At 72.1% G+C, this 13,483-nt stretch carries 1 protein-coding gene; it reads right to left on the minus strand.

Annotation, left to right across the window (positions count from 1 at the left end; genetic code table 11):
• Positions 1-15: 15 nt before the first annotated feature.
• Positions 16-4,452, minus strand: coding sequence for a hypothetical protein (locus tag V8688_RS11475; RefSeq protein WP_342800772.1), 4,437 nt, complete (start codon positions 4,450-4,452; stop codon positions 16-18).
• Positions 4,453-13,483: the final 9,031 nt, after the last annotated feature.

Genomic DNA, 13,483 nt, shown 5'->3' on the forward strand with positions numbered 1-13,483 from the left:
AACCTCTCCGATCGGTCAGGCTCTGTCGCTGAACATTGTCATCCGGCTGGCGGGATCGGCAACTACGTTACGGATCAGCAGTCCGAGGTCCAGTTCCGGTGGGAGTGCCCGGTAGATCAGCTCACCCATCGGCCTGCCACCCACCGCGACGGTGAATCGCGTCATCCGCTGCGCCGACCGTTCCCAGCCCACCTGCGCGGCGCCGCTGAGATCGATCGCCTGGGTGCCGACCTGCACCATCAGCCGGTCGGCGAGCCGGTAGAAGATCACCGTCACCCCACCGAGGTCGGCGTACAGGCCGTCCGCGCCGATCTGCCCCGGCGCGGCGGGCCGCAACGCCCCCGACTGCGGATCGAACTCGGCGAGCACACCGCTGGCGTACGGGCGCACGACCAGCCTGACCCGCTCGACCGGAGCCTGGTACTCCGGCCGATACGGCCTGCGCTGACCGCTCTGCCCTGCGCTCGGCGACATCGCCGGCGGCGGATACCCGGGAGCACCACCCGAGGGATAGCCGGAGCCCGGCTGCTGCCCACCGGATTGCCCGTTGCCGCGACCATTTCCCGGTGCGGACGGCTGGTCATTGCCCGGCGGATACAGCTGCCCATTGCCCGGCGGATACGACGGACCGCCACCGGGCGGGTACGGCTGACCACCACTGGGCGGGTATGGCTGACCGCCACTGGGCGGGTATGACGGACCGCCACCGGGCGGATACGGCTGACCGCCACCGGGCGGGTATGACGGACCGCCACCCGGCGGATACGGCTGACCGCCACCCGGCGGATACGACGGACCGCCACCCGGCGGATACGGCTCACCGCTCCCAGGCGGGTACGGCTGAACCGGCCCCGGCGGTTGGGTACCCCACGGCGGCAACGGCGGCATGGTGGGACCACCGACCGGCGGGGTCGGCGGAATCGGGAAGGACGGGACCGTCGGTTCGTGCGGAGCCGGCACCTGCTGCTGCGGCGGCACCGGCGGGCACGGCGGCGCGGGAATCTCCGGCAGGCACGGCGGATCCGCCTGACCCGGTGGACTCGGCGGCACCGGTGGACTCGGCGGCACCGGTGGACGCGGCGGCTCCGGCGAACGCGGCGGCTCCGGTGTCGATGCCAGTGGTGGTACCGGCCAGGCGACTGCGTCGAACCGCGGCACCTCGAGCTCTACCTCGTACTCGTGCGGCGGATGCGGAATGTGCGACCGATAGGCCGACCCCGGCAGCTGCCGCCCCATCCCCGGTCGATCCCCGTCCGGAGTGCGCGGCGGCGCCTGCCCACCCGGATCGAAACCCTTGTCCGGCTCCTGCCCACCGTCCCGATCGGCATCCGGATCATCGGACCTGTTCCGACCGCCACCATCGGCGTCCGGATCACCGCCCACCGGCCGAGGACGCGAACCGTCACCGGGCGCGGAAGGCCCACGGCCTGCGTCCACCGTGGATTCGTCCGCATCACCGACCGCAGGCCGACGAACACCCTGACTCGCCTGATGATCAGCCGGAAGGCCAGGATCACCCGGATCGATCACCGGCCGCGACACCGGCGGCCGGGCCGGATCATTCTCGACCACGAGATCATCCGGATCGGTGGACCGACGGGGCTCGCGCGGGTCGGCGTCGCTCGGCAGCCCGGCATCGGCGTTCTCCGCGGGCGGCCCGCTCTCCGGGCCCGCGGACAGTCCTGGACGCACCGGCGCGCCGTTGACGGCCGGACCAGAGGCGGTGAGGCCGGGCGCAGGCGATCCAGCGGGAGTCGGCCCGGCGGCGTCCTCGGCGGGCGCGGGCAGCCCGGGCCGGTCCGCCCCGCCGAGCTCGGGGTCGGTGACGAACGGTTCGGTGAGCAGCTCCCGCAACCGGGCGATATCGGCTGCGGCCCTGCGGATCTCGTCGCGGATCTGCTCGTGCACCTCGGCGAGCTTGTCCAGGGTCAGTCGCTCGTGCTTGTCGATGCGACCGTCCCGGAACCACTCGTAGACCTTCGCCACCTTCGCGTCGTCGGCGTCGGTGAGGTCGGCGCCGAGCAGGCGGGCGTGGTCGCGGCTCGGGCCGGGGACGGCGTCGCCGGGCACGGGTGGCACTGGCGACCGGTTGCCGAGATCGGCGGCGCCCACCTCCCGCAAGAAGTCCAGGGCGTCGCGCTCGTGCACCGGCGGATCGTCGCCGACGGCACGCGGATCGGTCTCCGGGTTGTAGACCAGGTCGTCGGCGTACGGATCGATCTTCGCCAGCGCCCGCACGTAGTCGGCGAGCGGACCGGTCAGATCGTCCGTCGCACCCCGCGCCGCGCGGTTCGACACTGCCTCGGCCAACGCGGCGGCGTCCAGCGGCAGACCACCGCGCGGCAACCCGAGATGCGGAGCGAGCGCGTCCCGCGCGGCATCGACCGCGGCCGGGTCGAACGCGCGCAGCAGTTTCGCGTACTCGGTGAGGTCCTTGGCGCGCTGGCGGTGCAGTTCCACCCGGGTGCCGGGATCGGCGAGCCGTTGGGCGACCAGTTCCGGTCCGAGATCGCCCGCGTCGACGCCGAACCGCAGTGCCAGCGCGCTGCGCGCGTTGTGCAGCGCGTTGAAGTTGTCGACCGCGTCGACGCTGATCGCGTAGTCGACGGCCGCCTCGAGCTGCCTGGCCCGCACCTGATTGGCCCGGTCCAGCTCGGTGAGCAGATCGGTCAGTCGCTCGCCCGACAGGTTCGAGGGATCGTCGATGCCCAGCCTGCCCGCCACCTCGGCGAGCTCCGCGCGCACCTGGGCCAGCGAACGTGGTTCCCGGACCGGCTGATTCACCTCATCGGCGACGACCGGCAGGTTCGTCTCCGGCGCGGTGTGCCGCGGCGGTGTCTCGATCATCCGCCACGGACCCGACCCGTCCCGCACCATGGTCGCGTCGACGGTGCGGCCGTCGACTTCGCCCCGCAGGTGCCGGACCTCCGGCGCGTCGACCTCCAGGACGCGCACGCGCCCCTGGTCGTCGACCCCGACGATCCTGACCTGGATCTCGACCTCGCCGCGATTGAGCCGATCGAGGAAATCCCCGTCGGCCTCGGCCAAGGCCCGAGCCAGCGCACGTTCGTGTCCGGCGCCGGTATCGACGATCGCGATCGTGCCGTTCTCGGCATCGACGACCAACCGGTCACCGGTATCCCCGGCAGCGAAATCGGCCACCCGCTGGGTGAATTCGCCCAGCACACCGACATTGTCGTCGAGTTGCCCACGCAGCCTGGCGACCTCGGCGTCGAGGTTGCGGACCAGCGCTTCCAGGTCGGCGCCCGCCAGATGGGCCCACGTCGACCGCTCGTCCCGCAGGCCCGCACGGCGCAGCGCGTCGTCGAAGATCTTGCGCGCGTCCTCGGCGTGCACGGTCCCCGAACCACCGTCGTCGCTCAGATCGGGCCAGATGTCGACCCATTCGCCGCCGTTGTTCACCCCGCGCCAGTTCAGCATGTCGAAGCCGAAGCGGTCACCCCTGGCCGCCACGACTTCCTTCAGATAGGCGCCCAGCGGGTCCTTGCTGAAGAAGTTGGCGGGCCGGAACGGGATGTCGGCGTGCTCCTGGTTGAACAACCGCGCGGCGGCCTCCAGCGCCTGGATCACACCGTCGCGACGCAACAACCGGTACTCGGCCTCGGCGAGCGCCTTACGCAGACCTTCCTCGCTGAAATCGGTGATCCGCACGCCGAGTTCGCGGGCGAGCGCATCGAGCACGGTGGCGTCGGCGATGCGCTGGTCGACCGCGTCGACCACGTCCCGCAACCACGGCGGCAGCGGCTCGGCGACCGCGGGCGACTGCTCGGGTTCGCCCGTCGACTGCCGCGGCTCAGCGGTTTCGGTGCGCTCCGGCGCTTCCCGGGCGGCCTGTTCCGCCGGTGTCAGGCTTTCCGGTTCCAGCAGATGCTCGAGCCCGGCATCGCGCAGTTCCTGTTCGATCCGACGGCGCAGCTCCGGATCGGCGTCGGAGATCCACGGCTTGTACTCGGTGCCGTCGAGATTGCGCAACGGCAGGAATTCACCCGCCTGGTTCGCGATGCGCGCGGACAGATGCTTGAGGATCGGCACCAGCTCGCGCTTGCGCCACATCTCGATGCTCTCTTTGAGGATGCGCACCGGATTGAACTTGAGCTGGAGCTGGTCGTATTCGCCGCCAGGCGCGTCCGGGGTCGCGTCCTTCACCGTGGTCAGCGGCAGCCCGGCACTGTGGCCCAGCATCGACAGGGCGGCGCTGTCCTGGGTCGACCCGGACGGGTACTTCGGGTTCTCGCCGTAGAACCCACGGTTGACGATCCTGTCCCACAGCCTGCGCAGCCAGCGCTTCTTGGGTGTCTCGACAGTTGTCTCGGCGGGCCGCACCTGCGGCGTCGGCTCGGGCCGCGCGACGGGTTCGAGGCGCCAGGCGTCCGGTCCGTCCTCGACCCGCCGGACCAGTGTCTGGTCGCCGTCGACATCGACGGACAGCATCCGGTCGTCGAGTGTGGTACGCGCCAGCCGATCCAGATGCGCGAGATCGGCGGCGTCCCGGGTGACGCCGGCGCGCAATCGGGTGATGTCGTCGGCGGCGCGGACGAGACCGGGATCGGCCGCCAGCCCGAGCCGGGCCGCCCAGCGACGCGCGACGGCCTCGCGCGCCGCCCGCTGCTGCGGATCGGTCGCCGTCTCGGCGTGGCGCACCGCCGAGGCGAACGCCTCGACCGCGCCCGCGCGCAGCAGCTGCCGATATCGAGCCCCGTCGAGCGAACCGGGGTCGGTGAGGTCGACCCCGAACCTCGCGGCCAGCCGGTCCAGTGCCTGCTGCGCGGGCTCCATCCGGGGTCCGCCCGGCTGCTGGGTGCCGTCGGCGGGCGGCAGGATCGCGGTGGGATGCAGCGGCTGAGCCTGCGGGTTCGGTTCCGGTTCGGTACCGAGCGACGGCCGGGAGCCCTCGTCGAGCCCGGCCCGGCGCAGGTCGTCGGCGACCTCGGCGCGGACCTCGGGATCGCCCTCGACCCGCCACTGGTCGATACCGTCCTGGAGCTNTCGTCGGCCAGCCCGGCCCGGCGCAGGTCGTCCGCGATCGCGGCGCGGTCGGCGGGATCGCCCTCGACCCGCCACTGGTCGACACCGTCCTGGAGCTCGTCGGTGTCGAGCGGCTCGTAGTCGTCGGGGTAGCGCATGGGACGCCCGAGTTCGGCATCGGGATCCAACGCACTGTCGAGGAATCCACGCGCCCTGGCCATATCGGCGATCTCGGNATATCGAGCCCCGTCGAGCGAACCGGGGTCGGTGAGGTCGACCCCGAACCTCGCGGCCAGCCGGTCCAGTGCCTGCTGCGCGGGCTCCATCCGGGGTCCGCCCGGCTGCTGGGTGCCGTCGGCGGGCGGCAGGATCGCGGTGGGATGCAGCGGCTGAGCCTGCGGGTTCGGTTCCGGTTCGGTACCGAGCGACGGCCGGGAGCCCTCGTCGAGCCCGGCCCGGCGCAGGTCGTCGGCGACCTCGGCGCGGACCTCGGGATCGCCCTCGACCCGCCACTGGTCGATACCGTCCTGGAGCTGATCCAGGTTCAGTGGCGCGTAGTCGTCCGGGTAGCGCATCGGCGCACCGAGCTCGGCATCGGGATCCAAAGCACTGTCGAGGAATCCACGCGCCCTGGCCATATCGGCGATCTCGGCCAACGCCCCGAGCGGATCACGCTGACCGGTCAGCGCCTCACCCAGGCCGAGCGCCTCGGCGAGCCGACGCACCTGCTCGACCCGCTCCGGAGTCAGCGGCGGCGCGTCCGCGTGGGTCGACGGCGGCAGATCACCGAGGTCGCGCAGGAACTGGCGCACATCGTCGATCCGGACGTCGCGCTGCTCGGCACGGCTCGGCGGATCGGCCGGCGCTTCGGCACCCGGCTGATCCAGCCCGGCGGCATCGGGCACCGCGAGTTCCGCGGGTGCGGTCGGGATGCCCCGGTCGAACGGCGACGAATTCTTCGCCGGCTCCTCGGGTTCCGGGCTCGGCGCGGTCGGCGGATGCGCGGGCGGCTTCGACGGCGGGCCGCNAAGCCGACGCACCTGCTCGACCCGCTCCGCAGTCAGCGGCGGCGCGTCCGCGTGCGCCGACGGCGGCAGATCGCTCAGCTCCTGCAGGAACTGATGCACATCGTCGAGGAAGTCGCTGCGCTGCTGGACGCGGTTCGCCTGGTCGCCGGGAGCGGCCGGGTCGGCGTCGGCCCGGACGGGCGCGGACTCACCGGGCACGGCCAGTTCGGCCGGCGGTTTCGGGACGCCGAAGTCGAATCGCGACGAACTCCTCGACGGCTCTGGGGTTTCCGGTGCCATCGGCGGACGCGACGGCTCCTCGGGTTCCGGGCTCGGGGCCGTCGGCGGACGCGACGGCGGTTTGGACGGCGGACCGCCGGGCGCGGTCGGCGGTGCGGGCGGATCGCCGTCACCGTCGTCGTCACGCGAGCCGGTGTCGTCGTCGGAAGTCCCCCGGCGCGCGCCGTCGTCGCCGACCGATCCGTTCCCGACCGGCTCCGGTGCACCCTGCCGCTCCACCGCGGCCGCGAACCTGGCCGCCATTTCCGCACGGGCGGCGTCGAATTCCTGCTGCGCCCGCAGATACGACTCCAGCGCCTGCCGATCGGCCAGGACTTCGGCGTCGAGGTCCTCCGGCCGGACCTGCGCCGCCTCGGCGAGTTCGGCACGCAACGCGTCGAACTTCTGCTGGGCCGCGAGGTAGGACTCCAGCGCCGCCAGATCGGCGGCACGCACCGCGAAGTCGGGGTCGGTGTCGTCGCCACGCCGCGCGGCGACCCGGGCGTCCTGCGCCGCCAGTTCCTCGAACCGGGCCGCGATCTCGGCCTGCGCGGCATCGAACTCCCGCTGGGCGCGCAAATACGACTGCAGCGCGGCCAGGTCGGCGTCGACGGCGTCGAGCTCGCGCAGCGAGTCGTCCAGCGCGGCGTCGGCCTGGTCGGCCCGACGCTGATCGGCCTGGTCGGCGAGCCGGTTCTGACGCTCGACGGCCTCGTCGATGCGTGCCAGCGGGTCGACGGGTCGGCCGGGCCCGACCAGATCGTCCAGCGAGGCGATCGGTTCGGCCAGTTCGTCGGCGACCTCGTCGAGCTTGCGCAGGGTCTGGTCGAGCTTCGCGTCGGCCCGGTCGTCGAGGTCGGTGCCGCGCTCCGGCGGCAATCCGGCCTCGGGATCGGTGCTCGAATCCGGTTGCCGCCCAGGCGGCTGCGAACCATCGGCGGGCGGTTGGCCGGTGGGCAGCTCACGCGGCCGACCCGGCAGCGCGTCGGGGTCGGCGCCGCCGTGCGGCCTGGCCGAGGTGGAATCGGCGGCCGGCAGATCGGCGACCGGCCGGTAGAACTCGTCGGTCAGGGCCTTCAGCCGCTCGAGCTGCTCGGTCCGGAGGCGGATCTCCTCGCGGATAGCGGCGATCTCGGCAGCCAGCTTCTCCGGGCTGAGACCCTCGTGCTTCTCGATCTTGCCGTCGCGATAGGCCTCGTAGATCTCGACGAACTTCGCGTCGTCGGCAGTGGACACATCCACGCCGACCAATCGGGCCCAATCCCGATTCGGCTGCGGGCGTGGATCGTTCGGGCCGACCGGCTCGTCGGCGCCATAGGAGCGCGCGACATTGTCGGCGACCTGTGCGGCGAAATCGACCGGGCCACCGCCGGGTTCGGCAGCGTCGGCGGCCGCGCGCAGGCCATGGATCGCGTCGAGATCGTAGATGTGCGGGTCACCGGTGGTGCGCGGATCGCGGGCCAGGGTGCCCGCCGGATGGTCGGTGTACGGATCGACTCGCAGCAGCGCGTCGGCGTACGCGGCGAGCGCGTCCCGCGCGAAGTCACCCGCCCCCAGCCGGTTCAGTCGCGTGACGAGCTTGCGGAGCTTGGCCGGATCGATCCCGCTGTCGGCGGGCCCGTACGTCGGCCTGCCGAAGCGGTCGATCGTGGCGACAACCGGCCGCAACCGGTCCGGGTTGTCCGGGCTCAGCGCCCGGATCAGCGCGTCCTGCGCCGCCTTCACCGCGGCCGCGTCGACATTGCGCAGCTGCTGGGAGTAGCCGGCGGTCTTGCTCGGGTCGCGCTGCTGCCCGTCGAGCAGGTCCTCGAACCGCTGCTGACGGAGACCGCGGCGCTGCTTCGGATTGGTCAGCGCTTCGGCGATCCGGCGCGGCGTGAGCTCGCCCTCCGGGATCCCGAGTCGGGTGGCCAGCTGTCCGCGCGCGTCACCGATCAGGTGGAACGTCTCGATATCGGCCATCGTGCGGGCGTAGTCGGCCAGAGCCTCGGTTTGCCCGGCCCGCACGGCGTTGTCCAGATGCAACGCGCGGATGGTGGCGTCGATGTTGTCCGGGTGCAGCGCGGCCAGGCCGAGGTTCAGTTGCCTGGCCAGGTCGACGATCTCGCGCACCATGTCCGCGCGGTCTTGCGGGGCGGGCGGCGGTTCGGGCGCGGGCTGCACCGGCCGCCACTGCCCGTCCTCCCCGCGCATCATCGTCACCTGCAGTTCGGCGCCGTCCACGGTGCGCCGGATGTGCTGCACCTCGGGGGTGGCCACCGGGTCGAGGATCTGCCTGCCCGCCCCGTCGGCGTGCACCGCCCGGAAGTCCGGCTTCAGCCGCCCGTTGTCGATGTCGGCGGCCAGCTCCGGGTTGTCCCGCAGTGCGCGGGCCAGCGCCTCCTCGCGGTCGAGCGCACCGTCGACCACGAGCAGCCGGTCGGGTCCACCGTCGGCGTCGGGCACGCGGGCGACCTGGTCGCCGTAGGACCTGCCGACCGGTTCCGCGCCGTCACCCTGCAGGATCGGCTGTGCGGCGGCGATGAAGTCCGCGAGGTTGCGCGCCCGTTCACGCGCGGAGTCGCGCAGCTCGTTGAGCGTCGAATCCATCCGGTCGCCGGATAGCTCGCTCAGGTCGCGGCCGAACATCGCTGCCCAGCTGGACAATTCGTCGCGCAGCTGGTCGCGGCGCAGCGCGTGCTCGAAGAACTCGCGAGCCCGCGCCTCGTCGCGGCCCGGCTCCCGGTCGTCGGAGAAGCTGGCCCATTCGGGCAGCCTGTCCGCGCCGTTGCCGACCCGGTCGTAGTCACGCAGCGCGGTGACACCTTCGAAGGCGACGATCAGGTCGCGCAGGAACCGGCCGAGCGGGTCCTTGTCGAGGAAGCTGACCTCCCGGGAGAACGGGACCGGACGCGGGGCGCTGGTGTCGCCCCAGTGGTTGCGCTCCGGGGCCGGCGCGTCGTCGAAGTCGGCGGTGTCGTCGTAGTCCGCGGTGTCGTCGCGGGATCCGTCCGATTCCACCTCGCGCAGCCGATCCGGACCGGAGACCGAACGGCCGTCGGGCGCGGGCGCCGGGTCGGCGGGATGATCGGCCCGCCGATACGGGCGGCTCTGCTCCTCGTCGGCCCGCCGGGCCGCGTCGGCCAGTCCCTCGATCGCACCGATCTCGCGCAGCAGCCGATGGCTCTGCCGGTCGATCGCCCGGCGCACATCCTCCGGCCCCTCGCCATCGAGTTCGATGCCGAGCCGCGCGGCCATCTCCGCGAGCGTCTCGCCCTCGGGCGGCGGGCCCTGCTGTTCCGGCGCCGGATCGGGCGGGTTCGGCGGCGTCTCCTCCATGACGCGGGCTTCGTCGGCATCGATGAGGCCGTTGAACTCCAGATCGTCGATCAGGTCCTGGCGCAGCCGCGGGTCCCGCGCGGCATCGAAGAGTTCCTTCAGGACATCGCGGACCTCGTCGGGCTCCATCCGGTTCGCGCGCAGCTCGCTGACGACGGTCTCGCGCACGGCGTCGGGGTCGGCGTCGCTGATCCACGGCCGGTACTCGGTGCCGTCGGGGAAGTACACGGGCCGGTAGTCGCCCGCCACATCCGCCTGCCTGCCCAGCACCGGACCGAAGATCGGGATGTGCTCGCGGTTGTGGTACCAGGTGAGCCCCTCCCGGCCGATCCGCGCCACATTCAGCGCCGGATCACCCGCTCCCGGCGGCGGCGCGCTGACCACCGGACCGTCGACCGGCGGCGGCGCGGGGGCCGGGGTCGGCACGGGCGGATCGGTCACCATGTGTACGCCACCGGCCACACCGTCTCGAACAGCGGTCTGGCCCCGGCCGTCGAGCCCCGACCCCGACGGGTACTTCAGGTTCAGCCCGTCGTACCCCGCATTGAGCTGATCGACCAAGCGCCGCAGCGTATTCCGGGTATCCACGGCCGGAATGTCGTCGCGTCGCGCCGGGGGGTGCTGCGTACTCTCGTCGCCGTCGGTGCGCGCGACCACCCACTGCCCGTCGTCCAGCTGGACGTGCAGCGCGACGACTTCCCCGTTGTCCCCGAGCTCGACGCGCACCTCCCGCCGCGGCGGTTCGGGTTCGGCGAAATCGGGCCTGCGGTTGCGCGTCTCGCCGTTCTCGTCGCCCATGTAGTCGATCGAGTCGTCGTCGGCCAGGCGGTCGAGGGTATCCGGGTCGACGGGCAAGGGCACGTCAGCCAGCACATCGGTGCCGTCCCGGACGAGCCGTAGGTCGGTGACGCTCACCTCGCCCTTGGCCGAGGCGTGCACCAGTTTGTACTCGACCTTCAGGGTGCCGTTCTCGCGGGCCGCGAGCAGCTCCGCCACGGCTCGGCGGAATGCCCGGCCCTCGGCGGTGTCGGGGTCGATCCCCCGCGCGCGCATCTGTTCGGGCGTCTCGTTGAGAATCCGCTGCAGATTCTGATCCATCTCGAGCGTTCGCCGCAGGTACTCCGGCGAACCCTGTTCCGCCCGAGCCAGTTTCGAGCCACCGAGGGTGGCGCCGACACCCTTGGCCTCCACCACGAGCAGAGTTGGCGGATCACCGGGACGGGTCGGCGGCACGATCGAGGCGATGTCGACGACGCCTGCCCCGTCGAAGGCGCCGACGAACGGAGTGAGCAGGATCGCGCCCGGCCTGCTCAGCGCGTAGTCGAGTCCGGCGGTCTCGCCGAGCAGCTTGGACAGGGCGACCATCTTCACGCCCATCGTGAAGTACTTGTTCGCCGTCGACTCCAGGGCCATCAGCTTCGCCGCCTTGGCCTCCTTCTCGGCCTGGGACAGCGTCGCGTCGTTGTCGACCGCGTCGGACAGCTCGGCGATCTTGCTCGCCACCTTGTCCGGCGCCAGATCGTTACGGGCGGTGACGCCGAATTCGGCCATGAGACGGTCGAGCTTCACCCGCTGCTTGTCGCGCCGCGTCTGCAGCTCGAGCCGCTTGTCCGAGGCCTCCTTCAGCTCGTCGGCGCGGCCGGGATCCTGCATGGTGTGCGAATCGGTGTCGCCCTTCTGCACCTTGTACTCGTAGTCGGCCCCGGCGAGCGGGTCGTCGTCGCCTCGGTAGAAGCCACCGGCGTCGTTCTGTAGCCGGAAGCGCTTGTCCCGGAAGGTATCTGCTGGATCATCGACGTGGTGCCAGGTGCCGTCCGGTTCGCGGTAGCTGTCCGTCCGGTCCCCCGGCCGGTGCAGCAGCCCGTCATCCCCGCGGACCATCCCGGGGGGCACCGGGTCACCAGCGCCGGGAGTCGGGCTCGCGGCATCGTCGTCGCCCATGAAATCGGTGTCGGGATATTCCGGGGAGACCAGCCGCGGTTCGGCGGGGTTGCCGTCGCGGGCGGCCTGCTCGAGGTCGGCGTGGCGCAGCGGGTCGACCCGGGGTCTGCCTTCGTCGATGATGTGGCCCGCGGTGCTCTCGGTGCCCTGGACGACCCTGGTGCAGTTGGCACAGCAGGGAGCTTCGACGCCGCGACTGGGGACATAGGGCGAATTGAGGATGGAGGCCAGGCCGTCGAAATCGGTCGGCAGCTGGTCGTTCGGCCCGCGATCCCGGTTGAGCAGTTCCCGGTCGTGCAGGGCGGCGTTGGTGCCGCGCACCTCGGCGTGGCCGAGCGGGTTGTCCGCGTGTGGGAAGTGGGCCGGGTCGCGTCCGTTGGTGTAGGCGTCGATGGGGTCCTGGTACCTGGCGACGTTGTCGTGCAGCGTCTGGTGCAGGTCGGAGGGGTGGATGCGCTGGTCGGAGGTGCCGTTGGCCGCCTCGTAGACGCGACCGGTGAGACGGTCGATGGTGATCGAGGTGACGTGGCCACGCCGCTTCGCCGGCAGCCGCTCCGCTTCGGCCTTCTCCAGCCGTTTGGCAGGCGAATTGCCCGCCTCGGCTTCGGCCGCGTCGGCGGCGAGGAAGTTCTCGAGGGCATCCTTGGCCGCCGCGGCCTCCCGCTTGGCGTCCGCGACACCGTCGGCCGCACGCTGCACCCCGTCCGCGGCGTCCCGGGCGGCGCGGTCGAGCGCGTCGGCGTCCTCGGCGCCGCGGTTTCGGGCCGCTGTGGCGTCCTGGACGGCACGGGTGTGCGCCGCCTGGGCCTCCCTGAGTGCGATCGCGGCGTCACGCACCGCCCGGCCCTTCTCGGACTTCGCGGTCTCCAGTGCCTTCTGCTGGGCCTTGTGCTGCTCGTAGTCGGCGACCAGGCCCGCGTCCGGCGTGGACGCGTCGACGAACGCCTGGCCCCGCTCGGCGCTGAGCCGGTGGGAGAACTCGTCGATCGGTTCCCCATCGACATGGGTGATCCGGGGCGGATCGCCCGCGGTCTGCACCATCGGGTCGGTCATGTCCAGCACACCGAGCAGATGCGCGTCCACGCCGGGTGTCCGGCTGAACGGCGCGTTGACGGTCCCGACGTCGGGAGTCAGGAACGACATGGCGGAGGGACGGGTCGACGGGTCATCGTCGCTCATGAAGTCGACCAGGTCGCGATCCAGCGGTGGCCCGTCACCGTCGAACGTGTCGAGGTCGCTCGGATCGCTCGGGTCGGAATCCGGGCGCAGCGAGGAGATGTCGTCGGGCGCGGTGGCCGAATCCGGGCTGAAGGTGCGCCACTTGCCGCCGCGATCGATCGTCGGAACGGAGTCGGGCTCGTTCCGCACACCGACCCGATCGGTGGGCGCGGTGACATCGACGCCGAGCTGGTCGGCGATGTACTGGGCCCAGCCGTTGCCGTTGCCCGCGTGGCAGGACAGCAGTCGGATGGGGGTGCCCGGCACGTAGTTCGGGTTGGCGCGGATCGCGTCGACGATGTCCTGCGGGTGGACCGCGTCGCCGTTGCTCGGGGTGACCGAGCCGTCGCGGCGTCCGTGCACCACCACGTCGTGGGCGCCGTCGTTGCGGACGTTGTGGCTCACGCGGTGCGTGCGCGCGTCCTCGCCGATCGCGGTCCCATCGGGGTGGTGGACGACGCCCTGCCCATTGGGCAGCCTGGCGTCGTAGACGGGTCCGCTGTCGTTGTCGTCCGGCTGCGGCTGCCTGCGGTCGTCGCCGCTGTCGGCCCGATCGCGCGCGGTGGTGTCGTCGGAGCCCGCGCGTCCGGGGCGGGCCGCGTCCGGACCCGGCCGGGCCGGGCTCGCTCCCGCGTCGGTGCCGACAATCGGCACGACCGGCGCGACATCGGCGAGCGGATCCGCCCGTACCTCGGATTCCCCGGCGCGGACCGGGTCGGCGGTGACCTCCGCGT

This window comes from Nocardia sp. No.11, from assembly GCF_038752175.1.
Taxonomy (GTDB): domain Bacteria; phylum Actinomycetota; class Actinomycetes; order Mycobacteriales; family Mycobacteriaceae; genus Nocardia; species Nocardia canadensis.

What these genes read in the sequence shown, in the direction of transcription:
- V8688_RS11475 (WP_342800772.1), bottom strand. Translation starts at nt 4,452, where the DNA reads ATGCTGTCCGTCGATGTCGACGGCGACCAGACACTGGTCCGGCGGGTC.